Origin of the sequence: Massilia phyllostachyos (assembly GCF_021044825.1) — a bacterium.
GTDB lineage: Bacteria > Pseudomonadota > Gammaproteobacteria > Burkholderiales > Burkholderiaceae_D > Telluria > Telluria phyllostachyos.
Genome location: NZ_JAJNOC010000004.1, coordinates 391,722 through 415,418, shown reverse-complemented (window position 1 = coordinate 415,418; position 23,697 = coordinate 391,722). Strand labels below are relative to the sequence as shown.

General features: G+C 67.3%; 25 protein-coding genes. 11 read left to right on the top strand and 14 right to left on the bottom strand.

Annotation, left to right across the window (positions count from 1 at the left end; translation table 11 throughout):
* Nucleotides 1–6: 6 nt before the first annotated feature.
* Nucleotides 7–330, bottom strand: a complete 324-nt coding sequence (locus LQ564_RS15065; protein WP_231058914.1) for a hypothetical protein — start codon at nucleotides 328–330, stop codon at nucleotides 7–9.
* A 178-nt stretch (nucleotides 331–508) separates the two neighbouring features.
* On the opposite strand from LQ564_RS15065, the gene LQ564_RS15060 reads away from it, so the two are divergent.
* Nucleotides 509–1,789 carry a Xaa-Pro dipeptidase gene (locus tag LQ564_RS15060; protein ID WP_231058913.1) on the top strand — a complete coding sequence of 427 codons (1,281 nt, stop codon included), beginning with the start codon at nucleotides 509–511 and terminating at the stop codon, nucleotides 1,787–1,789.
* A gap of 5 nt (nucleotides 1,790–1,794) precedes the next feature.
* On the opposite strand, the gene LQ564_RS15055 is transcribed toward LQ564_RS15060, so the two are convergent.
* Both LQ564_RS15055 and LQ564_RS15050 read right to left on the bottom strand, forming a co-directional pair.
* Nucleotides 1,795–2,979 carry a sensor domain-containing phosphodiesterase gene (locus tag LQ564_RS15055; protein WP_231058912.1) on the bottom strand — a complete coding sequence of 395 codons (1,185 nt, stop codon included), beginning with the start codon at nucleotides 2,977–2,979 and terminating at the stop codon, nucleotides 1,795–1,797.
* 76 nt (nucleotides 2,980–3,055) lie between these two features.
* Nucleotides 3,056–3,952: a LysR family transcriptional regulator gene (locus tag LQ564_RS15050; RefSeq protein ID WP_231058911.1), complete on the bottom strand. Its 897-nt coding sequence runs from the start codon at nucleotides 3,950–3,952 to the stop codon at nucleotides 3,056–3,058.
* Nucleotides 3,953–4,057: 105 nt separating this feature from the next.
* Between LQ564_RS15050 and LQ564_RS15045 the strand changes: the two genes are divergently transcribed.
* Entirely contained in the window at nucleotides 4,058–5,032 is a 975-nt protein-coding gene (locus LQ564_RS15045; RefSeq protein ID WP_231058910.1) for an NAD-dependent epimerase/dehydratase family protein, read from the top strand.
* Between the two features lie 50 nt (nucleotides 5,033–5,082).
* The gene (locus LQ564_RS15040; protein ID WP_231058909.1) at nucleotides 5,083–5,565 is read left to right on the top strand and encodes a hypothetical protein; all 483 of its coding nucleotides are present in this window, start codon (nucleotides 5,083–5,085) and stop codon (nucleotides 5,563–5,565) included.
* A 30-nt stretch (nucleotides 5,566–5,595) separates the two neighbouring features.
* Here LQ564_RS15040 and LQ564_RS15035 read toward each other — a convergent pair whose 3' ends face one another.
* A complete protein-coding gene (locus LQ564_RS15035) occupies nucleotides 5,596–7,791 on the bottom strand; it encodes a TonB-dependent receptor plug domain-containing protein (RefSeq protein WP_231058908.1) in 2,196 nt (731 codons plus the stop codon).
* A 156-nt stretch (nucleotides 7,792–7,947) separates the two neighbouring features.
* Between LQ564_RS15035 and LQ564_RS15030 the strand changes: the two genes are divergently transcribed.
* Together LQ564_RS15030 and LQ564_RS15025 are read left to right on the top strand one after the other, a co-directional pair.
* Nucleotides 7,948–8,286: a PadR family transcriptional regulator gene (locus tag LQ564_RS15030; protein WP_231058907.1), complete on the top strand. Its 339-nt coding sequence runs from the start codon at nucleotides 7,948–7,950 to the stop codon at nucleotides 8,284–8,286.
* Nucleotides 8,283–8,810, top strand: a complete 528-nt coding sequence (locus tag LQ564_RS15025; protein WP_231058906.1) for a DUF2812 domain-containing protein — start codon at nucleotides 8,283–8,285, stop codon at nucleotides 8,808–8,810. The genes LQ564_RS15030 and LQ564_RS15025 overlap by 4 nt, the downstream gene beginning before the upstream one ends.
* Before the next feature lie 148 nt (nucleotides 8,811–8,958).
* Here the strand turns inward: LQ564_RS15025 and LQ564_RS15020 are convergent, their stop codons facing one another.
* The 6 genes from LQ564_RS15020 to LQ564_RS14995 form a co-directional block, all read right to left on the bottom strand.
* Entirely contained in the window at nucleotides 8,959–10,182 is a 1,224-nt protein-coding gene (locus LQ564_RS15020) for an MFS transporter (RefSeq protein ID WP_231058905.1), read from the bottom strand.
* A gap of 10 nt (nucleotides 10,183–10,192) precedes the next feature.
* Nucleotides 10,193–11,065 carry a hypothetical protein gene (locus LQ564_RS15015; RefSeq protein ID WP_231058904.1) on the bottom strand — a complete coding sequence of 291 codons (873 nt, stop codon included), beginning with the start codon at nucleotides 11,063–11,065 and terminating at the stop codon, nucleotides 10,193–10,195.
* A gap of 17 nt (nucleotides 11,066–11,082) precedes the next feature.
* Nucleotides 11,083–11,865, bottom strand: coding sequence for a hypothetical protein (locus LQ564_RS15010; RefSeq protein ID WP_231058903.1), 783 nt, complete (start codon nucleotides 11,863–11,865; stop codon nucleotides 11,083–11,085).
* Complete coding sequence (locus LQ564_RS15005) at nucleotides 11,862–12,371, bottom strand: hypothetical protein (protein ID WP_231058902.1); 510 nt, start codon at nucleotides 12,369–12,371, stop codon at nucleotides 11,862–11,864. The genes LQ564_RS15010 and LQ564_RS15005 overlap by 4 nt, the downstream gene beginning before the upstream one ends.
* 13 nt (nucleotides 12,372–12,384) lie before the next feature.
* Nucleotides 12,385–12,675, bottom strand: coding sequence for a DnaJ domain-containing protein (locus LQ564_RS15000; protein ID WP_231058901.1), 291 nt, complete (start codon nucleotides 12,673–12,675; stop codon nucleotides 12,385–12,387).
* Nucleotides 12,676–12,767: 92 nt separating this feature from the next.
* Nucleotides 12,768–12,905, bottom strand: coding sequence for a hypothetical protein (locus tag LQ564_RS14995; RefSeq protein WP_231058900.1), 138 nt, complete (start codon nucleotides 12,903–12,905; stop codon nucleotides 12,768–12,770).
* Between the two features lie 138 nt (nucleotides 12,906–13,043).
* On the opposite strand from LQ564_RS14995, the gene LQ564_RS14990 reads away from it, so the two are divergent.
* The 3 genes from LQ564_RS14990 (at nucleotide 13,044) to LQ564_RS14980 (ending at nucleotide 18,060) form a co-directional block, all read left to right on the top strand.
* Complete coding sequence (locus LQ564_RS14990) at nucleotides 13,044–14,798, top strand: glutamine--tRNA ligase/YqeY domain fusion protein (RefSeq protein ID WP_231058899.1); 1,755 nt, start codon at nucleotides 13,044–13,046, stop codon at nucleotides 14,796–14,798.
* A 271-nt stretch (nucleotides 14,799–15,069) separates the two neighbouring features.
* Nucleotides 15,070–16,914: a sensor histidine kinase gene (locus tag LQ564_RS14985; protein WP_231058898.1), complete on the top strand. Its 1,845-nt coding sequence runs from the start codon at nucleotides 15,070–15,072 to the stop codon at nucleotides 16,912–16,914.
* 240 nt (nucleotides 16,915–17,154) lie between these two features.
* The gene (locus LQ564_RS14980) at nucleotides 17,155–18,060 is read left to right on the top strand and encodes a glycine-rich domain-containing protein (protein WP_231058897.1); all 906 of its coding nucleotides are present in this window, start codon (nucleotides 17,155–17,157) and stop codon (nucleotides 18,058–18,060) included.
* Between the two features lie 56 nt (nucleotides 18,061–18,116).
* On the opposite strand, the gene LQ564_RS14975 is transcribed toward LQ564_RS14980, so the two are convergent.
* The 3 genes from LQ564_RS14975 to LQ564_RS14965 form a co-directional block, all read right to left on the bottom strand.
* Nucleotides 18,117–18,377 (bottom strand): hypothetical protein, encoded by a 261-nt coding sequence (locus tag LQ564_RS14975; protein WP_231058896.1) that lies wholly within the window; start codon nucleotides 18,375–18,377, stop codon nucleotides 18,117–18,119.
* Between the two features lie 219 nt (nucleotides 18,378–18,596).
* Entirely contained in the window at nucleotides 18,597–18,821 is a 225-nt protein-coding gene (locus tag LQ564_RS14970) for a hypothetical protein (protein WP_231058895.1), read from the bottom strand.
* The gene (locus tag LQ564_RS14965) at nucleotides 18,818–19,735 is read right to left on the bottom strand and encodes an NAD(P)H-binding protein (protein ID WP_231058894.1); all 918 of its coding nucleotides are present in this window, start codon (nucleotides 19,733–19,735) and stop codon (nucleotides 18,818–18,820) included. Before LQ564_RS14965 ends, LQ564_RS14970 begins: the two co-directional genes overlap by 4 nt.
* A 127-nt stretch (nucleotides 19,736–19,862) precedes the next feature.
* Here LQ564_RS14965 and LQ564_RS14960 point away from each other — a divergent pair, with 127 nt between their 5' ends.
* The 3 genes from LQ564_RS14960 to LQ564_RS14950 all read left to right on the top strand — a co-directional run bounded on the left by LQ564_RS14960 (nucleotide 19,863) and on the right by LQ564_RS14950 (nucleotide 22,811).
* Nucleotides 19,863–20,891 carry a CDP-6-deoxy-delta-3,4-glucoseen reductase gene (locus LQ564_RS14960; protein ID WP_231058893.1) on the top strand — a complete coding sequence of 343 codons (1,029 nt, stop codon included), beginning with the start codon at nucleotides 19,863–19,865 and terminating at the stop codon, nucleotides 20,889–20,891.
* Between the two features lie 95 nt (nucleotides 20,892–20,986).
* Nucleotides 20,987–22,252: an MFS transporter gene (locus tag LQ564_RS14955; RefSeq protein WP_231058892.1), complete on the top strand. Its 1,266-nt coding sequence runs from the start codon at nucleotides 20,987–20,989 to the stop codon at nucleotides 22,250–22,252.
* Between the two features lie 184 nt (nucleotides 22,253–22,436).
* Nucleotides 22,437–22,811 carry an HPF/RaiA family ribosome-associated protein gene (locus LQ564_RS14950; protein ID WP_231058891.1) on the top strand — a complete coding sequence of 125 codons (375 nt, stop codon included), beginning with the start codon at nucleotides 22,437–22,439 and terminating at the stop codon, nucleotides 22,809–22,811.
* 41 nt (nucleotides 22,812–22,852) lie between these two features.
* Here the strand turns inward: LQ564_RS14950 and LQ564_RS14945 are convergent, their stop codons facing one another.
* Nucleotides 22,853–23,662: a helical backbone metal receptor gene (locus LQ564_RS14945; RefSeq protein ID WP_231058890.1), complete on the bottom strand. Its 810-nt coding sequence runs from the start codon at nucleotides 23,660–23,662 to the stop codon at nucleotides 22,853–22,855.
* Nucleotides 23,663–23,697: the final 35 nt, after the last annotated feature.

Sequence of the window (23,697 nt, the reverse complement as noted above, 5' to 3'; positions counted from 1 at the left end):
GACGGTTCAATGCAACTGGTGCTTCAAGTCCGACAGCACATCATGCACCCGCGTCACCACCGACGCCACCTGCGGCGACGGCTGCTGGCTGCGGCACATCCGTTTTGCTTCATCACCCATCTCTTCCAATCGATCGATGCACTCGACCATGCGCGACTGGTCGTTCGACTGCATCACGCGCTGGGCTTGCGGCATTTCGTGGGCGATCTTCTGGATGCAATCGCGAATCTCGCTGGGCGCACCCTGGTCGTTGCGGGTGACTTCCTCGGCCTGGTTGATGGTCTGCTGGATCTGGCTGAAACGTTGCTGGATTTCGGCGGCTTGCAACATGATGACCTCCTGAAAGTAACGCGGCGACTCCGCTGGAACCATCCACTTTAGTCTTCCTGCCAACGATATCAAGTGCCGCTTTCCTGCGGTGCGAGGGACAAGCGCGGGTCGGCCGAGTATGGACGCGCCCGCCCGAACGCTGTATAAAGTTGCAAAAAATAAACAGCAAGGGGATACCATGAAAGGAGCACGCCTCCTGGCGGCCGCCATCGCATTCGCCTGCGGCAGCGCCCAGGCCGCCGACGTCATCATCACCGCCGAGCGCCTGCTCGACGTGCGCAGCGGCCGCATGGTCGCGCGTCCCGAGATCCTGGTCCGCGACGGCAAGGTCGTCAGCATCAAGCCCGATGCCACCACCCAGCAGGCCGGCGACACAAGCACCCGCATCGACCTGCCCGGCATGACGCTGCTTCCGGGCCTGATCGACATGCATGTGCACCTCGATGCCGACCCGACCTACGGCGGCTACAGCTACCTCGAATACAACGACCGCTTCTGGTCCGCGCTCGCCGTCGTGCACGCGGGCCGCACGCTGGACGCCGGCTTCACCACCGTGCGCAACGTCGGCGCCTCGGACTGGAACGACGTCGGCCTGGGCCAGGCGATCGCCGCCGGCAAGGTGCGCGGGCCGCGCATCATCCCGGCCGCCTGGTCCTTCGGCGCCACCGGCGGCCATTGCGACAGCACCTACTTCCCGCCCTCGATGGAAGAGAAGAACCCCTACAACGCCGACGGCCCCGACGAGGTGCGCAAGTCGGTGCGCGCGCTGCGCAAGTACGGCGCGCAGGTGATCAAGGTGTGCGCCACCGGCGGCGTCTTCTCGCGCAATACCGAGCCGGGGCAGCAGCAGATGAACTACGCCGAGCTGCGCGCCGCGGTCGAGGAAGCGGCCCAGTGGGGACTGAAGGTGGCGGCCCATGCCCACGGCGCGGCCGGCATCAAGGATGCGATCCGCGCCGGCGTGGCGACCATCGAGCATGCGAGCCTGATCGACGACGAAGGCATCCTGCTGGCCAAGAAGCACGGCGCCTGGCTGTCGATGGACATCTACAACGGCAGTTACACCGAGCTTGAAGGCAAGAAGAACGGCGTGTTGGAGGACAACCTGCGCAAGGACCGCGAAGTCACCGAAATCCAGCGCCGGAATTTCAGGAAGGCGCATGCGGCCGGCGTGAAGATGGTGTTCGGCACCGACGCCGGCATCTACCCGCACGGCGACAACGCGCGCCAGTTCGCGCTGATGGTGAAATACGGGATGACGCCGCTGCAGGCGATCCAGGCCGCCACCGTCAACGCCGCCGAGGCGCTCGGGCGCCAGGACGTCGGCGTGGTCGAAGCGGGCCGCGTGGCCGACCTGGTGGCGATCCAGGGCGACCCGCTGGCCGACGTGCGCCTGCTGGAGGCGCCAGCGGTGGTGATCCAGGCCGGCGCCGTCGTCAAGCGCAACGCGGCGCGGTAAGAGGGTCAGCCGATGGCGGCGGGACGCCCCAGCAGCCAGCCCTGGCCGGCATCGACGCCGAGCGCGCGCAAGGTCGCCAGTTCGGCGGGCGTCTCGATCCCTTCCGCCACCACGCGGCAAGCGGTCGCCTTGGCGAAGCCGGTCAGCGCCGCCGCCAGCGCGCGCCGGCCGGCGTCGCTGTCGATGTCCCGGATCAGGCTGCGATCGAGCTTGATGATGTCGGGCTGCAGCTGCAGGATGTGGCGGAAACTCGCGTAGCCAGAGCCGGCGTCGTCGATCGCCAGGCGCAGGCCGGCCGCGCGCAGCGGCGCCAGCGCGTCCGCCAGCGCCGCGTATTCTCCGATCGGCGCGTGTTCCGTGATCTCCAGCACCACCCGCGCCAAGGGAACGCCGGCCAGGCGTGCGGCCAGGCTGCCGCACAGGATGGTGGCGGGCGACACGTTCAGCGCCAGGTAGGCGTGCGGCGGCAGCATGGCCAGGCGCGCGCCGGCCAGTTCGATCGCCAGCAGTTCCAGCTCGGCGCCGCGCGCGACCCGGTGCGCTTCCTCGAACCACAGGTCGGGGCCGCGTTCGGGCTCGGTCGGAAAGCGCGCCAGCGCCTCGACCCCGAGCAGGCTGCCGTCGGCCAGGTCGACGATCGGCTGGTAGACGATGCCCAGCAGGCGTCCGTCGATCACGCTGCCGAGGCGTTCGCGGCTCGAGGCGATGGCGCGTTCGGCGAGCACGCGGTTTTCCAGCAGGCGCGCGATCAGCTCCGCGAAGCGCGTCATCGCCTGCACGTCCGCATCGGTCAGCGTGAAGCTGGGCATGCGGCTGTAGCAGCAGAAGGTGCCGTACACCGAGCCGTCCGACAGCCACATCGGCACGCCCAGGTAGGCGCGGATCCGCATCGCCTCGGTGGCGGGCAGGCGCTTGAGGACCGGGTAGACGTGGCTGTCGTCGACGATGGCGGGAATGGTGCCGTCGACCACGTGCTGGCAGTAGCTTTCATCGAGCCGGTCGGAGTCGCCGGGCTTGACGGGCGCCTCTCCGTCCGGGGCGACGACGTGGCGAAACACCCGCCGGCCGTCCTTGAATTCGCTGACGAAGGCCACGTCCATGCGCATGCAGACGCGGGCCAGGTCGACGGCGGAATGAATCAGTTCTTCGAGCGGGGGCTGCGCCGGCTGCGGCGTCTCCAGTTTCGACATGCGGGCGACTCCCTTCTTCGTTCTCGGGGCACTGCTTGCAGGTCGAGTGTAAGCCCACGGCCGCGCCGGTGCAATACTAGGACACGCCGGCCTTTACATGCTCTTCCAATGCCTCCACCAGCGCGTCGAACACCACCCGGCAGCGCGGGCTGTCGCGCAAGTCTTCATGCATCGTGACCCAGGTGTCGAGACCGGGACCGAAGCCTTCCGGCAGCACCCGCACCAGGCCCGGCATGCGGCGCGCCAGCGCGACCTGGCAGATGCCGATGCCGGCGCCCGCGCGGATCAGCGCCAGCTGGGCGACGTCGCTGTCGGTGGCGAAGGCCATGCGCCCGCCCAGCTGCGGCCAGCGCTTCAAGGCCTCGCGCGCATAGGGCGTCGGGCGGTCGTAGCCGATCAGGTCGTGCCGCGCCAGCGCGTCCATGTCGGCGGGCGTGCCGCGCCGCGCCAGATAATCCGAATGCGCGTGCAGGCCGAGCACCACGGCGCCGACCCGGCGCGCCACCAGCTGCGCCTGCACGGGCCGCGCCATGCGCACCGCGACGTCGGCTTCGCGCTGCAGCAGGTCCTGCACCTGGTTCGACAGCACCAGTTCGACGGCGAGGTCCGGGTAGCGTGCGCGCAGGCCGGCCAGCACCGGCGGCAGCACCTCGATGCCGATCACTTCGCTGGCCGTCACGCGCACGATGCCGCGCACGCCGTCGCCGTAGCTGGCCGCCGTGCGCTCGAGGCTCGCCGCCATGCTCTCCATCGCCTGCGCATGCGGCTGCAGGGCGCGCGCGGCCTCGGTCGGCAGCAGCCCGGTCTGCGAGCGCGTGAACAGCGCCAGGCCAAGCGCGCTTTCCAGCGCCGCGACGTGACGTCCGACCGTGGGCTGCGCCACGCCCAGCGCACGCGCCGCGCCGCTCAGCGACCCTTCTCGCATCACGCCCAGGAAAGAGCGATACAGCTCCCATTCGATGTTCGACGCCACCCTCCCCTCCTATACATTTTTGCATGGATGCTGGTATATGGTATGCAATTCCATTTAACCCCAGCATGCCGCAACATGGCTCCATCGTCAACGAAGGAGGCAAGCATGAAACAGGAACTGGCACTGGTACTGGGCGCGAGCGGCGGCATCGGCGGCGAGGTGGCGCGCCAGCTGCTGCAGGCCGGCTGGCGGGTGCGCGCGCTGTCGCGCCGCCCGCCGGCGCAGGCCGACGGCATCGAATGGCTGCAGGGCGACGCGCTGGCCGGCGCCGACGTGGCCCGCGCCGCGCAGGGCTGCGCGGTGATCGTCCACGCCGTGAACCCGCCCGGCTACCGCAACTGGGCCCAGCAGGTGGTGCCGATGTTGCGCAACACGATCGCGGCGGCGCAGAAGAACGGCGTGCTGGTGGTCCTGCCCGGCACCGTCTACAACTACGGTCCCGACGCCTTTCCGGCCGTGGGCGAGGATGCGCCCCAGCGCCCGCTGACGCGCAAGGGCGCGCTGCGGGTCGAGATGGAAGAAGCACTCGCGGCCCACGCCGCGCGCGGCGGCCGGGTGCTGATCGTGCGCGCCGGCGACTTCTTCGGGCCGCAAGCCGGCAACAGCTGGTTCGCCCAGGGCCTGGTCAAACCTGGACAGGCGCCGTCCAGCATCGCCAACCCGGGCCGCGCCGGCGTCGGCCACAGCTGGGCCTACCTGCCCGACCTCGCCGCCACCATGGTGGCGCTGATCCACCGCCGCGCCACGCTCGCACCGTTCGCGCGCTACCACTTCGAAGGCTACTGGGACGAAGACGGCGAGGGACTGGCGCGCGCCGTGCAGCGGGTGGCGGCGCGCCATGGGATCGAGGCCCGCATCAAGGGCTTCCCGTGGTGGGTGGCGCCCCTGCTGGCGCCCTTCCACACCACCATGCGCGAACTGCTCGAGATGCGCTACCTGTGGCGCGAGCCGCTGCGGCTCGACAACGCGCGCCTCGTCGCGGAACTGGGCATCGAGCCGCGCACGCCGCTCGATGAAGCGGTCGAGCGTACCCTGGCGGGCCTGGGCTGTTTGCCCGCACCGGCCCTCGCACCCGCATAATCCGGTATGCTGGGCTTCACCCAACCCATCCTATCCTGGAGAACCGCGCCGTGCCGTTTCGCATCCTGCCCCTGCTGATTGCCTGCGCCGGCGTGGCGAGCGCCCCGGTCCACGCCCAGGACGCCGGGGGCTTCCCGCCAGGCTGGATCCACGAGCGCCCGGTGCCGAAGCCGCCGCAAGCCGTCAGCCCGATGCCGACCTGGTACGAGGTGCGCGGAGGGACCTGGCAAGTCCCGCTGACGACCTTGCAGCGCATCGCAGGCCTGCTCAAGGTGCGCCTGGCGGGGAACCCGGACTTCGATCCGCCACGGCCGGACCAGGCGATCCAGTTCCGCGGCGAGACCGTCGACGGCCAGCGCATCGTCCGGCTCTACGGCTACTGCGCGTTCGGACATGCCGATACCGCCTACCTGTCGGAGACCTTCCTGGACGTGCGCGACGGCTGGCGCTGCGTGTTCGATGCCGAATACGATCCGGCGCAGCAACGCATGCGCAGCTTCAGCTATTACCTCGACGGCGGGACCGGCTCTTGAGCACGCGTCCCACGTGACGCAGCAGAAAATTCAGTACCGCGCCTCCAGCGTCAGGCGCGCCATCGCGCTGCCAGGGAAGGCGCTGCTGCGGCGCAGGACGCCACTTGCATCGACGTAGCGCGCGTCGCTGAGGAAGTCCTGTCCCAGCAGGTTCGAGAGCGCGAAGCGGACCTGGTACCGGGGATCGACCTTCCACAGCGCGTACAGGTCGAGGTCGCGGCGCGCGCTCTGGCAGGCCCACTGTTCGACGTTGATGCGCACCGGTCCGCCGCTGCGGAAGGCGAAGCTGGCGCCGGCACTGAGCTTGCCGCCAGGCGCGCGGTAATCGAGGCCCAGCGTGCCGGAGAACGGCGTCTGCTGGTCCAGGCGGTTGTCCGGACCCGGCACCGCTTCCACGCGCGACCAGTTGCGCGAGACGCTGGCGCGCAGATCGAGGTCCGGCACGTCGTGCGCCACCGCCGACAAGGGGAACTTCGCTTCCAGCTCCAGGCTGCGGGTGTCCGCGCGCCCGTCGTTAACCGGCGTCTGGATCCAGCGGCCGTTCTCGAACACCAGTCCCTGGCGTGTGTAGTCGCCGATGCGGCGCACCGACACGCTCGCGCTCAGCAGCGCCTTCTCGGCCCAGTAATGTTCGTACGAGGCGTCGATGCCGGTCGCCAGTTCCGGCTTGAGGTCCGGATTGCCGCGGAAGTCCGGGTCGGTCTGGCTGTTGTTGGGGGTGGTGAAGCGGCGCGGCACCAGGCTGTTGGCGGACGGCGCCTTGTAGGTGCGGGTCAGGGCCAGGCGCAGCTGGTCGCGGCTGTCCGGCAGCTTGTACAGGGTCTGCGCCAGTGGGCTCCAGACCGTGCTGCGGTTGGTGGTGGCTTCGAAGGTATTGCCTTCGCTGCGCGTCTCGAGTCCCTCCCAGCGCAGGCCCGCGTACATCGACCAGCGCGACGTGACGTTCCACTCGTCCTGCGCGAACAGGGCCAGGCGCTGCACGCGCGCCTCGTAGCGCTCGTCGCTGTGCACGGTGCGGCCGCTGCGCGGGAATGCCTCGTCCTCGATGCGCGCATCCTTGCGCAGCAGCGTGCCGCCATCCCAGCCCATCGACAGCGCATGGTCCTTGCGCCAGGGCGTCGAATATTTGCCGGTCGAGGACAGGCCGCGCTCCGAGGTCCGGCTCAGCACCACGGCGTCGCGGCCGCGCGCGCCCAGGCTGTCGTCGTGCTCGCGCCAGGTGCCGCGGTTGCGCATGCCGTTCACGCCCAGCTTGACGTCGAGTTTCGCGCCTCCCGCCATGTCGTGGACCCAGTTCAGGTCGGAGCGCAGCAGCGCATTGCTGCCGCGGCTCGACGTGTCGCGCACGTCGTATTGCGGCGCCTGGCCGAGCAGCGTGCCGGTCACCGCGTAGCCGTCGTAGCTGTTGCGGTTGGCGTTCACGAGCGACTGCCAGGTGATCGTGTCGCCCTGCTCCAGCGTCCAGTTCAGGCGCGGCGCGAGACTCAGGCTGTAGGGCGTGCCGCGGTCGCGCGCGTCGGTCCGGCGCAGCATCGCCACGCGCCCGTCCGGCGCGACCAGGCTTTCCTCGACCGGCGAGCCGCGGTCGAAGTCGAACACTGTGGCGTTGGCGCCGATCGAATACGACATGCCGTCCACCCGGTCGGACAGCTGCAGGCTGGCGTTCGGGTTGCTGGCGTCGCGGCTTTTCCCGAAACCGAGCTTGAACTCGCGCTGTGCATTGCGCACCGTCTTCTTGAGGACGATGTTGATGGTGCCGGCGATCGACTGGGTCGAGAACTCGGCGCTGGCGGCGCGCAGCACCTCGATGCGCTCGATGACGTCGGGCGAAAGCTGGTCGATCGAGAAGCCGTTCGGCGCACGCTCGCCGTTGATCAGGATCTGCGTGTAGCCGCTGCCCAGGCCGCGCATCCGGACCTCGCCGCCGCCCCGGCCCGCCGCGCCGCTGACCGTGATCCCAGGCAGGCGCTTGAAGACGTCGAGCACCGAAGTGTCGCCATAGCGCTTGATCTCTTCGCTGGTGACGACGATCTTGCTGGCGGTGTCGTCGCGGCGCGCATCGTAGGCGCCGGCCTTGACCTCGACCTGCTGCATCGGCTGCGCGCCGGTCGTGTTGGCGGGTGGGGTGGAACTCGTCTGGGCGTAGGTGGGCAGCGTGGCGAAACAGAAGGCGATGAGCGGTGGGCGCAGCATGAAGGCGAAGCGAAAAACGTGGAGGTCGCGCATTGTCCCGCAGATCGGATGCGCCGCTGTGACCGCCGCTGAAATTACGCATTCCGCATAACTTGCAGCCGGTCTCGATAATTCGTTGACATCGCAAGGCACCCTGCTACTATATCGTTACTCGATATACCGAACGACGCTATAAAACAGGAAGCCGGTTTGGACATCAACTACACGAAATACCTGCCGCTATCGGAAGCGACCTATTACGTCCTCGCCGCCCTTCAGGAACCCCTGCACGGCTACGCGCTGATGCAGAAGGTCGAGGCGATGAGCGAAGGCCAGGTGGTCGTCGGGCCGGGCACGCTGTACGGCGCCTTCTCGGCCCTGGAAAAACAGGGCCTGATCGAGAAGGTCAGCGAGGTCGAGCGGCGCAAGATCTATGGCCTCACAGGCAAGGGACGGCTGGTGCTGGCCGAACAGGTGCGGCGCCTGGAAACCATGGTGCGCAACGGACAGTTCGCACTTACACATAGCAAACAGGGAGAAGCGGCGTGAGCGGGACGATCAGGAAGTTCAAGTTTTTCTTTGCCCACCAGGACGAGGAACAGGAAGCCTGGCTGCGCTCGATGGCGCGGCAGGGCCTGCACCTGGCGGACGTCGACCCCTTCTGCAGGTGGACCTTCCGCCGCGGCGCGCCGGCCGATATCGTCTACCGCGTCGACTTCTCGCAGGCGAACGAGGACGCGTCCTACCGCCAGCTGATGCAGGACGCCGGCTGGACCCTGGCCGCGACCACGGTCGGCTGGCAGTACTGGGCCACGAAGGCGGTCGATGGCCGCGCGCCGGAGCTGTTCACCGACAACGCCTCGAAAGCCCGCAAGTTCAAGCAGTTGCTGTCGGTGCTGGTCTGCACCTCGCTGCCGCTCTTCATCATGATCGTCACGTCCAACAAGCAGCAACTCGCGCAGCAGCTGTCGACACCTTCCCTGATCGCGCTGGGCGTGATCCTGTCGGCCTACTTCCTGATCATGCCCTACTCGGTCCTGCGCCTGCTGGTGCGCGTGCGCGAGCTGAAATAGCGCTAAGTACTCGCCACGAAATAAATGTGTTTTTGGCTGCCATAACCGGCGCGTTGCTGCGTTGGCTCCTGCTTGCAGTGCTCGCACTGCGGCGCACTCGCCGCCTTGCACCGCATCCGGTTCTGTTTGCCAAAATTCACATTTATTTCTAGTCGAGTACTTGGGCGGGTGGCGCCGCGGCCGGCCGCAAATGCCGCAGCCGCAGCGCGATCGCGAGCCCCACGCCGAGCAGCGCCGCCAGCAGCGCCACCACGCCCGGCCAGCCCCAATGCTCCCACAGGTAGCCGGTCAACCACCCCACCACGCTCGAGCCCAGGTAGTAGCAGAACAGGTAGATGCCCGAGGCCAGCGCCTGCGGCGCCTTCGCGCGCCGGCCGACCCAGCTGCTGGCCACCGAGTGCGCGGCGAAGAAGCCGAAGGTGGCCAGGCCGACGCCCAGCACGATCGCAAGCACCGATTCGACCAGCGTGACCAGCAGCCCCGCGATCATCACGCACATGAACAGCCACAGCACGTTGCGCCGTCCCAGCCGGTCGGCCAGCTTGCCCGCCCACATCGAGCTGAACATGCCGAGCAGGTAAAGCAGCGACACCGCGCCCACCGCGCTCTGGCTCAGGTGGAAGGGCGCCCCCAGCATGCGGTAGCTGATGTAGTTGTACAGGCTGACGAAGCAGCCCATCAGCAGGAAGGGCAGCACGAACAGCCAGGGCAGCCCTGCGTCCGACAGATGCCGGCGCAGACCGTCGACGAAGCCCGGCCCCTTGGCGCGCGGCGCGCCCGCATGGCGCGAGGCCGGCAGGCTGCGCGAGAACTCCCACGCCGCATACAGCCCCGCCGCCCCCAACAGACCGACCGCGACGCGCCACGAGACGAAGTCGCTGATCACCGAGGACAGCACGCGCCCGCTCATGCCGCCGAAGGCCGAGCCGCTGATGTACATGCCCATGGCGTGGCCCAGCGACGCGCCTTCGACCTCGTCGCTCAGGTAAGCCATGGCCACCGCCGGCAAGCCGCCCAGCACCAGGCCGAGCAGCGCGCGCACGGCCACCAGCTGGGTGTAGTCGAAGGTGAAGGCGGAGATGAGCGTGAGCAGCGCGCCGCCCGTCATCGACGCGACCATCAGCTGCTTGCGCCCGATGCGCTCTGCCACGCTGCCGGAGGCCAGCAGCGCCACCGCCAGCGCCGCGGTGGACACCGACAGGGCCAGGCTCGATTGGGCGGGAGTGAGGCGAAAATCCTGCGCCAGCAGCGGCATCAGCGGCTGGACGCAGTAGAGCAGCGCGAAGACGGAAAAGCCGCCGAAGGCCATGGCGCGGTTGATGCGGCGGTATTCCGTGCTGCCCGCCGCGATCGGCCCGCGCCCCTGGCTCACGAACGATCCATCAAGGCAGGTCCGGATCGAGCTCCGATCCGGCGTAGTTTTCCAGCTCGGTGAAGAGCTGCTTCATGGTCGCTTTGGTCTTGATGCTCTGCAGGACCGTGCAGTGCTCGCGGTAGGTGGCGATGCGCTCCGCGATCACCGCCTGGTGCGCGCTCGGCACTTGCGCCATCAGGGCGGCCCAGCCGGCCTCGAAGTCCGGATCGTTCTTGCGCACCGATTTCACCAGGCGCTCGAACTCCTTCTGCCCGGTGCGCGCCGTGATGCGTCCGCCGCCTTCGACCGCGAAGATGATCGCCAGCGCGATCACGCCCTCGGCGTTCAGGTCCGGGTCCTGCACCGGCCCTTCGTAGTGGTGGCGGCGCAGCCACTGGGCCGCGCGCACGATGGCCTGCACGCCCTGGCGCTGCTTGAGCTGTCCGAGGTAGCGCTCGTAGCCGGACCAGGATTCGCCCGGGTCGGCCGTGCACAGGTCGATGAACAGTTCCTTCAGGCGCCGCTGCGAATAGATCGGGTCGACGTCGTATTCGCCGACCAGGCTGTCCTCGGGCATCGCCGACAGATCCTTCACCAGGCGGAAGCCCTGCTGGAACACCAGTTCCGCGCCCTCCTCGATCAGGATGTCGAGCGCGTCGAGATCATCCTCGGTGTCCAGCAAGTGCTCGAGCCCCAGCGACACGCCGCCGACGGTGAGCAGCTGGGCGCGCTGGATGCCTTCGGCGGTGCGGTCGTTGGTGAACTTCTCGGCCACCATGGCGGTGATGCCGGCCAGTTCGTCGGCCAGCATCGCGGCTTCGTCCGGCGTGGCCTCTTCCGCCATCAGCTTGATGGCGCGCACCAGGAGCGGCGGCTTCTCGATGACGATGGCGGGCAGCATGGTTCCCTGGCCTCCGCTCACGAGAAGATGTCCGTGCCCATGCTGCGGCGGCTGCCGCGGCGCGGCATGCTGCGCACCGACGGCACCTGCTTGCGCAGGCGGTACAGCAGTTCGCGGGTGGAACGCTGCATGAAGTCCGATTCCTCGTCCGGATCGTCCGGCAGCTCGACGTCGGCCATCTCGGCGCTGTGGCGGAAGTCCGGGAACAGCTCGAGCAGCGAACGTTCCCAGCCGTCCTCGGTCGCCTTGGCCAGGTCGACGGCGAGCGGCGCGATGTCGCTGTCGCCGCTGGTCTGGGCGGTCACGTAGCGGCCCTTGGAGAGGATCTCGCCGGCCAGTTCCAGGATCTCGCGCGGGGCCAGCGACCACAGGATCGCGAACACGGTGGCGCCGTGGTCGGTGGCGGACGCTTCCTGCAGCAGTTCGTGGCGGCGGTCTTCGTCGTCAGACGCGTAGACGATGCCGTGCACGTGGTTGAACAGGTTCTCGGCGATGCGCTCGGGGTCGTCCTCGATCATGTTGTCGGGCCAGGTCGCGGCGATGTAGGCCAGGCTGTCGGCCCAGGCCTTGGGCGGCACCAGCATGGTCGCGAGCGAGGTCTTGGCGCCGTCGAAGCCGGACAGGTGCAGCGCCGTGACCTGCGGCGGCAGGGTCGCCAGCACCTCGACCACCGCGTAATCGCCATGCTCGTCGGCCGCCTGCGAGAACGCCTCTTCGGCGTGCTCGAGCGAGCCGGCCAGCACCAGTTCGCTGACCTGCTGCCTCAGCGCGGGCAGGTTGGCTTTGTTGTCGTCGCTCATTCGCGCTCTCCATCGGCATCGAACAGCTGGGTGAAGTCGTCGGTGGCGGCCGTGTCTTCCATATCGTCGTCGTCACCCTCGTCGCCTTCGGCCAGGCGGTCGAGCGAACGGTCCTCGTCGTCCCAGCGGCCCTGGTTCTTGTACAGGAAGGCGGTGATGATGGCCTGGCGCGCCAGTTCCGGGTGGTTCGCCGTCATCGATTCGTACATGGCGGCGCCTTCGTCGCTGCTGCATTCGGCCATGGCGAACACGCGCGTGGGGTCGTCGCCTTCGTAGTCGGCGGCCTCGCGCAGCAGGCCTTTCGGGTCTTTGAACTTGATGCAGTCGACCAGGGCGAAGGCCATCAGGTTGACGTCGTCGATGCCGGAACCGCTGGCGTATTCGGACACCAGGGCATTGACCATCATGTCGTAGTTTTTCTTGTTGGGCGGGTCGCCGAGCGTGCCCTCGATCTGCCCTTCCAGTTCGCGCGACTGGAAGGAGAATTCGGGATGTACGTTTTTCATTGGGTTTCCTGGTTCAGTTCTGGAGGTTCACGCCGTTCAGCGCGAACAGCGAGCGCCACAGCTCGAAGGCCTCGGCCTCGGCATCGAGCACGATGCGGTGGTTGACGCTCTGGTTGTACTCGGCCCGCTTGACCGGGTCCGACAGCACCTCGTAGGCCTTGGCGACGGCCTTGAAGCGCGCGTCGGCGCCCGGCGCCTGGTTGCGGTCCGGGTGGTAGCGCATCGCGAGCGAGCGGTAGACCTTCTTGATCTCGTCGTCGCTCGCGTTCGGCGCGACGCCCAGGATCGCGTATAAATTTTCCACTTGGAATTCTCCCGGCAGGGCCGCAAAAAGGGCAAAGGCGAGATTATCCACTATAAAGCGGCAAGGTGGCGAGCAGCACCCCGCGGCGGGTTTCAGCGCCGATATGGCTGCACCGGCGGCGCAACGTTCGGACGCGCTTCCTGCGGCGCCGGCAGCTTGGGCATGGGCATGCCGGCCAGGGCCAGCAGCCAGGCGCGCACCAGCTCGGGATGGGTGGCGAGGGTTTTCATGATGAGCCTTGCGTATTGACCGGATTGCCCCAAGTATGTAATCGTCGCCTGCTTCCGACCGTGCGTTCCGCCACATAGAGGGGAGCGTCGTGCTGCGTTACGGTAGAATGTCCGCCACAACCATCTCAAACTGTTTCCATGAGTATTGAAAAGAACAAGCCGGCGACGGCACATGCACCGTCGTCCAACTTCCTGCGCGCCATCATCGAGCAAGACCTGGCGGCGGGCACCCATGCGCGCGAAGGGATGCCGCCCGTCATCACCCGCTTCCCGCCGGAGCCGAACGGCTACCTGCACGTCGGCCACGCCAAGTCGATCTGCCTGAACTTCGGCCTGGCGCGCGACTATAAGGGCCGCTGCCACCTGCGCTTCGACGACACCAATCCGGAGAAGGAAGACCAGGAATACGTCGACACCATCATGGATTCCGTGAAGTGGCTCGGCTTCACCTGGGAACAGGGCGACGGCGAGTACCTGCACTACGCCAGCGACTATTTCGACAAGCTGTACGAGATGGCCGAGTACCTGATTCGCGAAGGCAAGGCCTATGTGGACAGCCAGACGCCGGAAGAAATGGCGAAGAACCGCGGCAACTTCGGCACGCCGGGCACCAACTCGCCCTTCCGCAACCGCCCGGTCGAGGAGTCGCTGCAGCTGTTCCGCGACATGAAGGCCGGCAAGTACAAGGACGGCGAACACATCCTGCGCGCGAAGATGAGCGAGGACGCGATGTCCTCGCCCAACATGACCAACCGCGATCCGGCCCTGTACCGCATCCGCCATGCGCACCACCACCGCACCGGCGACGACTGGTGCATCTACCCGATGTACGACTACACGCACCCGATCTCGGATGCGCTGGAAAACATCACCCATTCGATCTGCACGCTGGAATTCCAGGACCACCGCCCGATGTACGACTGGCTGGTCGAGACCCTGGCCGACGGCGGCTTCTTCCCGCGTCCGGTGCCGCGCCAGTACGAGATGGCGCGCCTGAACCTGACCTATGTGGTGACGTCAAAGCGTAAATTGCGCGAGCTGGTGGACACGGGCGTGGTGACGGGTTGGGACGACCCGCGCATGCCGACCATCGTCGGCCTGCGCCGCCGCGGCTATACGCCGGAATCGATCCAGCTGTTCTGCGAGCGCATCGGCGTCTCGAAGGCCGACGGCTGGATCGACATGAGCACGCTGGAAGGCGCGCTGCGCGACGACCTGGACCCCAAGGCGCCGCGCGCGATCGCCGTGCTGCGTCCGCTGAAGCTCATCGTCGACAACTTCCCGGAAGGCGAATCCGTCGAGTGCTCGTCGCCCGTCCACCCGCACCATCCGGAGATGGGCATGCGCACCTTCCCGTTCACGCGCGAATTGTGGATCGAGCAGGAAGACTTCATGGAAACCCCGACCAAGGGCTACCACCGCTTCACTCCGCCCGTCGGCGACCAGCCGGGCGCGCGCGTGCGCCTGAAGTACGGCTTCGTGGTCGAGTGCACCGGCTTCGACAAGGACGAAAACGGTAACGTGACCGCCGTGCACGTGAAGTACTTCGAGGATTCGAAATCGGGCACGCCGGGCGCCGACAACTACAAGGTCAAGGGCAATATCACCTGGGTCAGCGCGGCTACCGCGCTCGAAGCCGAAGTGCGCCTGTACGACCGCCTGTTCACGGAACCGCAGCCGGACGCCGGCGGCAAGGACTTCAAGGCCGCGCTGAATCCGAACGCGCTGGAAACCGTCACCGCCTACCTGGAACCGGGCATGAAGGACGCTGTCGCCGACCAGCGCTTCCAGTTCGAGCGTCACGGCTACTTCGTGGCCGACCGCGTGGATTCGCAACCGGGCAAGCCGGTGTTCAACCGCGTGACCACGCTGAAGGACAGCTGGGGCAAATAAGCGCCGATTCACTTCATTCGCAATGGCGCCTAAGGTAGAGACGGCGCCGCGCGAACTCCTACAGGCCCGCGCCCAGTCGCACACTGGGGGCGGGCCTGTTTTTATTAGTGCTTTTGAAAGGTTTCCAAGGGAAAATTACGTGGCGTGAATGGTAAACCTGGTAAAACAGCCAGGTATTTTGTTGAGTAATCCAGCTAACGTAATGTATGTTTGTCGTATTTACGATACGCGGTTTGCGATACATCATTATCCGTAAGTGAGGTAGCCGCCCATGGCCGTTCCCGCACAGCTAGTCAAATATCCCTTCACCCTGTTGCTCGGTTCCGCCTTGTCGGTAGCGGTCGGCGCCGCGATGTACGTGGCGACCGCGCGCGCGATCGACACCGACGCCCAGTCGCGTTTCCGCGGCATGGCGCGCGCCGCCCAGTATGCGATCGAGGCCCGCATCAAGAGCTATACCGACGTGCTGCGCGGGATGGCCGGGCTGCTCCACGCCAACCCGGAAGCCGGCGCCGACGACTTCCGCCACTACGTCGAACAGCTCGACACGCCGCGCAACTTCCCCGGCATCGAGGCGATGAATTACGCGCGCAGCGTCGGGCCGCAAGGCCTGGCGGCGATCGACGCCGACGTGCGCCGCCGCCTGCGCGCCTACGGCATGCCCGAGCCGGCCAAGCGGCTGCGGCCCGTGCCGGAACGCGACAGCTACACCATCATCGTGTACATGGAGCCCGCGATTCCGCAGACGCTCGACAAGCTCGGCCTCGACCTGGAAGAGCGCGACTATATCCGCGGCATCGCGGCGGACTCGCGCGACAACAACACCATCGCCGCCTCGGGCTTTCGCGTCAGGATCCAGCCCGGCCCGATCCAGAACGTGCTCGCCATGCGCCTGCCGGTCTACCGCAGCGCCATGCCGATCGATACCGTGGCCCAGCGCCGCGCCGCCTACATCGGTTCGGTCGGGATCGGCTTCGGCGTCAACCGGATGGTCAACGGCGTCCTCGAGCAGTTCCCGGCCGAGGGCGTGCGCCTGATCCTGACCGACCTCGACGGCGTGCCCGGCGAGCGCCAGCGCGGCGGGATCCTGTACGACAGCCATGCGACCACGCGCGCGCGGCCGCCGGTGTCGCATGACGACAGCCTGCTGCATGCCAGCCTGCCGATCGAATACAACCGGCGTCACTGGCGCGCCGATTTCAGCATCGACAGGTCGGCGCTGTACAGCCGCTACGATTTCGCCTCGCCCTGGCTGGCGGCGCTCGCCGGCATCATCGTCACCGCCCTGCTCTACGCCCTGTACCAGATCCTGGCGTCGTCGCGCCGCTCCGCCCTGCGCATGGCCGAAGACATGACGACCGAAGTGCGCGCCGGCCAGGCCAAGCTGCAGGCCACCAACGAAAAACTGCGCCAGCTGGCCGCGCATGCGGAGCAGATCAAGGAGGGCGAGCGCAAGCGCATCGCGCGCGAGATCCACGACGAGCTAGCGCAGAACCTGCTGGCCCTGAAGATCGAGGCCGAGATCCTCGCCAACCGCACCCGCGACCGCCACGGCCGCCTGCACGAGCGCGCGCGAGAGACGGTGCGCCAGATCGACCTCACCATCCGCAGCGTGCGCCAGATCATCAACGACCTGCGTCCGAACGTGCTCGACCTCGGCCTGAACGCGGCGGTCGACTGGCAGGTCGCCGACTTCGCGCGCCGCACCGGAATCGATTGCGAACTGGTCGAGGACGAGACCGAGCACCAGCTCGACGACCACTGCGCCACCGCCCTGTTCCGCATCCTGCAGGAATCGCTCAACAACGTGGCGCGCCATGCGCGCGCCAGCCGGGTGCGGATCGACCTGCACATTCACGCCGACGTGCTGACCATGACGATCCGCGACAACGGCGTCGGCCTCCCGCCGGACAGCCGCAACCGCAACGGTTCCTTCGGCCTGGTGGGCATCGAGGAAAGGGTCACCATCCTCGGCGGCACCTTCTCGATCAGCAGCGGACCGGAGACCGGCACCACCATCGTCGTCACCGTGCCCGTCAGCCCGGAACTGCCCGGCGCGCCCGCCTTCCGTGAGCGGGACGAGAACCCGGCAATGCCGGCGATCGCCCATTCCTGAAGGGAGCAAACGGCCATGTTGTGGCGTTTCTACACAGCACTTTCTTGGTTGATTGAAGTCAACATTCCGACTGACCGTAAGCAGGACAATTTTTATCAATGCTTCCGGTCAAGACATCGTTCCTGGCCTCCACTTAACGCAGCACGTCCGTATGGGAGGGATTGGAAAAGTACCGCTTCAAACACTAGGGATAAAAAGGAAATACCTCAACTCGCAGGTCTACAACAAAAGGTGAACATCATGTCGACGAACGCACTCGCAACCGCATTCCAAGCAACCGCAGCCAACGCAGCCAACGCGGCAAGCGCAGCAAGCGATGCCATCGCTGCCCTCGATCTTGGCCAGATCAAGATGAAACTGATGCACGTGGAATCCGGCGAAGGCTGGTCCGCGGCGCGGGCCGATGCTGTCGAAACGGAATACCGCCGCTTCCTGTTCCTGATGAAGAAGTATCCGGATGCCGAGGCCTCGCCGACCGTCGACGTCGACACCTTCTGGCACTACCACATCCTCGATACGATGAAGTACGCCCGCGATTGCGAGGCCGTGTTCGGCTACTTCCTGCACCACTATCCCTACGTCGGCATCGGCGCCGATGCGGGCGACGACGACCATGCCGCTGGCGGGGAGCGCATGCGCGCGATCTATGAAGCGGAATTCGGCGCCGGTCCCGCGATGAACGACTACGCATTCTGCTCCTCGCCGGGCACCCCGCGCGAAGCCGCCGGCTCGGCCCAGGCATTCTGCTCGTCGCCCGGGACCCCGCGCAAGGCGGCCGGCGCCGGCGCCGCGTTCTGCTCCTCGCCGGGCGCGCCGCGCAAGACCGCCGAGGTCGCGGACACCGCGTTCTGCTCGTCGCCGGGCACGCCGCGCCAGGCCGCCAACGCAAGGGACTTCGCGTTCTGCTCGTCGCCGGGTGCGCCGCGCAAGGCCGCCAACGCGGCGGACTACGCGTTCTGCTCCTCGCCGGGCACGCCGCGCCAGAGCGCCAGCGCCGCGCATGCGTTCTGCTCGTCGCCCTCGACACCGCGTGAAGCCGCCAACGCAGCGTACGCGTTCTGCTCCTCGCCTTCGAAACCGCGCGAATCCGCCAACGCCGCGTATGCGTTTTGCTCCTCGCCAGGAAAAACGGCGCTGGCAGCCTGACTGAGCTGCCCCCGACGGCCGGCGGAACGCATTGCGCGTCCCCCGGCCGTCGTCCATCAGAACGCCAATTCCTCCACCGGCTTGACCATCAGCGCGCGCAACTCGCCGATGCTGAATTCGCTCTCTTCATGCATGCGCAGCAGCAGCGTGGCGCCGATCGGCAGCGTGTTGTGGCGGATCTTGCTGATCACGGGCGGGGCCACCTCGAGCACGCGCGACAGGGCGGCGTCGTTCTTCAGGCGGAGTTTGGCGATGATGGCGTCGAGGACCCGGTTCGGGTCGTACTCTGCGCCTTCGGGCAGTCTGCGGATGGGCATGTCATTCTTTCAGGATGGTTTAATAATTTGTCACTTTCCGTGATCTATCGCGAAAAATTAGCACCCCATGCTCTGACGGCATGGTTTATATGGCATTTTTCGTCAGGGACGAAATGATACACATAATGATTAATTTTTGCACAAGACCACCTGATTTTTGATGTATGGACGTGCGATGGCCTCCGGCGCGGGCCGGAGGCGGCAGGAAGAGCGGGGGATTTACTTTTTCCTGGCGGCGGCCTTGCCGATGCCGCTGGCCTGGTACAAGGTGCGCGCATCGGCATGGGCGCGGTCGAGGGTGCGCATCTCGGGCTTGTCGTCGTGGGCGACGAAATATTCCTTGTCCTGCGCGTCGACGACGATCTTGATGGCGGCGGCATCCTTGACGCCGTATTTTTCGACGATCAGGGTGGTCACTTCGTCGAGGTATTCTTCATAAGTCATGTGGGCTCCTTGGGGGTGCCGGATTGTACGGGAGCGGACCGCATCCGCGCCAGCAGCGCCGCCACGTCCGGATAGCGCAACCGCACCCGCAGCTCGCGCCTCAAGCGCGTGTCGTCCAGCACGCGCGACTCGGACATGAAGGAAAGCAGCGCCGGCGACACCACCGCCTGCAGCTCCGCGCGCGGCAGGCGCGGCGGGCGCTCCAGGCCGAGGGCGTCGGCCACCGCGTCGAAATAGTCGGCCATCTTCAGGCGCGTGCCGTCCACCGCGTGCACCACCCGCCCCGGGCGCCCGCGGAACAGCGCCAGCGCGACGATGCGCGCCAGGTCGTCGGCGTGGATGTGGTTGGTGTAGACGTCGTCTTCGGCGCGCAGGGCCGGCGTGCCCTGCTCCAGGCGCTTGCGCGGCAGGCGGTCCTGCGCATAGATGCCGGGCACGCGCAGGATCGCCAGCCGGGTTCCGCTCGCCAGCGCCCAGGCACGCAGCACGCGTTCCGCATCGACCCGGCGCACCGCGCGCGCATTGCGCGGCGCTACCGGGCGCGATTCCCTTACCTGCGCGCCGCCGCAGTCGCCGTACACGCCGCTGGTGCTGACGTAGACCATGCGTTTCACGCCGCCCAGCGCCGCCACCAGGTGGCGGGTGCGGCGGTCGAGCGCGCCTTCCGGCTGGGGCGGGGCCAGGTGCAGCACCGCATCGGCCAGGCCGCGCAGGCGTGTCAAGGTGTCGGGACGGTCGAGGTCGGCGACCACCGGCACCGCGCCGGCGGCGCGCAGTTCCGCGCGCCGTTCGGGCTGGCTGGTGAGCGCGAAGATGCGGAAGCGGTCGGCGAGCAGCGGCAGCACGCGCATGCCGACGTCGCCGCAGCCGACGACGAGCAGGCGCGGACGGTGAAAGGCGGGACGCTGGATCATGGCAAGAAGGCAGATGGACGGGGCGGAGCGCGCCACTCTAGCACAGCCAGCCGTCCCACGGCCTTTGCAGGGGCGGTGTAGAATGCCGCCTTGTTTTACCAATAACTTTTTGACGTCACGACAGCACATGACTTTCCAGATCACCGTCCAGCCCAGCGGCCACCAGTTCACCTGCGAGGATGACGAAACCGTCCTCTCCGCCGCCATCCGCGCCGGCATCGGCCTGCCCTACGGCTGCAAGAACGGCGCCTGCGGCTCCTGCAAAGGCAAGGTGCTCGAGGGCGAACTGACCCACAAGCCGCACCAGGCGCGCGCCCTCAGCGACATCGAGAAGACGCAGGGCATGTCGCTGTTCTGCTGCGCCGTGCCGCAGCAGGACCTGGTGATCGAGGCGCGCGAAGTGGGCGGCAGCTCGGAGTACCCGGTGCGCAAGATGCCGACCCGCGTCAACGCCATCAGGCGCGCCGCGCCGGACGTCGCCATCGTCACCCTGCAGCTGCCGGCCAACGAGGCGCTGGCCTACCGCGCCGGCCAGTACATCGAATTCCTGCTCAAGGACGGCAAGCGCCGCGCCTACAGCATCGCCTGCGCGCCCTCGTATTCCGGCCCGCTCGAACTGCACATCCGCCACCTGCCGGGCGGCCTGTTCACCGACCACGTATTCGGCGCCATGAAGGAGCGCGACATCTTGCGCTTCGAAGGCCCGCTCGGCACCTTCTTCCTGCGCGAGGAGTCGGAAAAGCCGATCGTGCTGCTGGCCTCCGGCACCGGCTTCGCGCCCGTCAAGGCGCTGGTCGAGCACCTGATGCACCTGAAGTCGACGCGTCCCGTGCGCCTCTACTGGGGCGGACGCCGGCCGCAGGACCTGTACATGGACGAACTGTGCCGCGCCTGGGAGACCACGCTGCCGGACTTCCGCTACGTGCCGGTGGTGTCGGATGCGCTGCCCGAGGACGGATGGCAGGGGCGGTCCGGCTACGTGCATGCGGCGGTGATGCAGGACATTCCGGATCTGTCGGGCTGGCAGGTGTATGCTTGCGGCGCGCCGGTCATGGTGGACTCGGCGCGCGCCGACTACGTGGCGCAGTGCGCGCTGCCGGAAGAGGAGTTCTTCGCCGACGCGTTCACCACCGAAGCCGATCTCGCGCAACCGTAACGGGGCCGCCGTCGTACGGTGGGCGGTCCTCCGCCCACCGTACGAAAATCGGGCACAATGCTGAGGTTCCCGAGCATCGTCCCCGAAAGCCCTACATGTCTTTGCTGCCCTCTTCCAGCGGCCTGGCCGTCCTGCGCAACCGTAACCTCGCCTTCTACCTGTCCGCCCGCTTCCTCGCCACCCTCGCGGTGCAGATGCAGAGCGTCGCCATCGGCTGGCAGGTCTACCAGATCACCGGCAGCCTGTTCGACCTCGGCCTGATCGGCCTGGCCCAGTTCGCGCCCTTCCTGGTCCTGATCCTGTGGGCCGGCCACGTGGCCGACCGCCACAACCGCCGCAACATCGTCCTGCTGTGCATGGCGACCCAGCTGCTGTGCAGCCTGCTGCTGGTGGGTTTCACGGCCAGCGGAAGCCGCGTCGTGTGGCCGGTGTTCGCGATCCTGGTGCTGTTCGGTTCCGCGCGCGCCTTCATGATGCCGGCCTCGCAGGCGGTGCTGAAGAACCTGGTGCCGGACCGCGACTTCAGCCAGGCCGTGGCGCTGGGCTCCTCGACCTTCCACGTGGCCGTGATCGCCGGCCCGATCATCGGCGGCCTGCTGTACACCTTCGGCCCGATGACCGTGCACATGGTGGCCGCCAGCCTGCTGGTCGTCGCGGTGCTGTGCATGTCGGGCACCCGCGCCACCCAGCAGGCCCGCTCGCAAGGGCCGGTCAGCTGGTCCTCGCTGCTCGAGGGCCTGCGCTTCGTGTGGTCGCGCCCGATCGTGCTGGGCGCGATCTCGCTCGACCTGTTCGCGGTGCTGTTCGGCGGCGCCACCGCCCTGCTCCCGGCCTATGCCCACGATGTGCTGCACGCCGGGCCGCAGGCGCTGGGCCTGCTGCGCACCGCGCCCGGCGCCGGCGCGGCGCTGTGCTCGATCCTGCTCGCCTTCTTCCCGATCACGCGCCGGGTCGGCCTGTGGATGTTCGGCGGCGTCGCCGTGTTCGGCCTGTGCACGCTGACGATGGGACTCACCAGCAGCTTCCCGGTGGCCCTCGGCGCCCTGTTCCTGCTGGGCGTGGGCGACATGGTCAGCGTCTACATCCGCCACCTGCTGGTGCAGTACGAGACCCCGGACGATATCCGCGGCCGCGTCAGCGCGGTCAACTCGGTGTTCATCGGGGCGTCCAATGAGCTGGGCGAATTCGAATCCGGCGTCACCGCCGGCTGGCTCGGCCTGACGCGCGCCATCCTGCTGGGCGGCGCGGCCACGCTGGCCGTCACCGGCATCTGGGCGGCGCTGTTCCCGGTGCTGTCGCGCATGGACCGCTTCCCGCATCACGAAAAAGAGCAGGCGCAGAAGTCGAGCGCCGCAGCCTGAGCGTGCCGACGGTCGAGGACCACCCTGCCATCGCGCCAGCCCGTCGGCGTCCTGGGCGCTCCCAGCGACAAAACAGTGTGGTCGGCCTTGCAACTTGCGCGACCGGCCCCACCTGCCACAACAGGACGCGGCCAAATTGGACTCGCATGTACCATGAAGACGTCATGATTACAGGAGAATGAATATGCAAATCAATGTGAATACCGACCGCACCATTCAAAACCATCAAGGCCTGGACGAGCACGTGGAATCCGTCGTGCGCGGCTCGATCGACCGTTTCGGCGATCACATCACCAGTGTCGAAGTGCATCTGAGCAATGAGAACAAGGAAAAGCACGCCGATGGCGGCAATTCCGTCATGATGGAAGCCCGCGTGCGCGGCTACCAGCCGATCGTCATCCACGACCACTCCGACGACCTGCGCCAGTCGATCAAGAATGCCGGCGGCAAGCTCGCCCGCGCCCTCGACAGCGCCATCGGCCGCCTGCAAGACAAGAACAAGCATGCGACCCCGGCCGTCGACGATCCGCTGTCGGACAAGCACCTGACCGATTCCTGATCGGCCCGTGACGGTCATGCACGCCCCTGGGCGTGCATGTGTCATCCGGCCACGCCGTCGACCATCGCCCTGACTTCGCGCAGGTAGCGCAGCCCCGCCAGCGCGCGGCTGCCATACCACGACATCATTTCCCCATCGACCAGGAACACCGGAATGCCGAGCTGCTTCTCGAGCGCGTCCGCATGCGCTTCCGTGAAGCGATACGGCTCGGTCGACAGCAGCACCGCATCCAGCTGCGCCACCAGCGCATCCGACCAGGCAAAAGAGGGATAGCGCGCCTCGCCCAGCAGCGGCACTTCCCAGCCGAGCTCGCCCAGCATCGCGGCGATATACGTGTCGCGCGACACGCTCATCCACGGATCCTGCCAGATGCAGTAGAGCACCGTCCGCTTCGCCGTCTTGGGCAACGCGCGCAGGGCCGCATACTCCGCCTCGAACGCGTCGCACCAGCGCTCCGCTTCCCGCTCCCGTCCGAAGACAGCGCCCATCAGGCGCGCCAGGCCGAGGTTGTCGCGCGGCGTCACCGGATGCGTGACGACGATGTTCGGCACGAACTCCGCCAGCCTGTCCACCGTCGGCTTCTCGTTCTCGTCGATGTTCACCACCAGGTGGGTCGGCGCCAGGCGGCGGATCTTCTCGATGTTCACGTCCTTGGTGCCGCCGATCTTCGGAATTTTCTCGACCAGCGCGCGCGGGTGGATGCAAAAGCCGGTGCGGCCGGCCAGTTGGCCGGCCAGGCCGAGGTCGCACAGAAATTCGGTAATCGATGGCACCAGGGACACGATGCGGGCGTCCGGTGCCTGGGGGTGGGGGTGGCCGAGCGCGTCGGCCAAGGGGGAGGAAGTCGTCATGGCCGCTATTGGACCACTGTTGTTTATGGAACGCC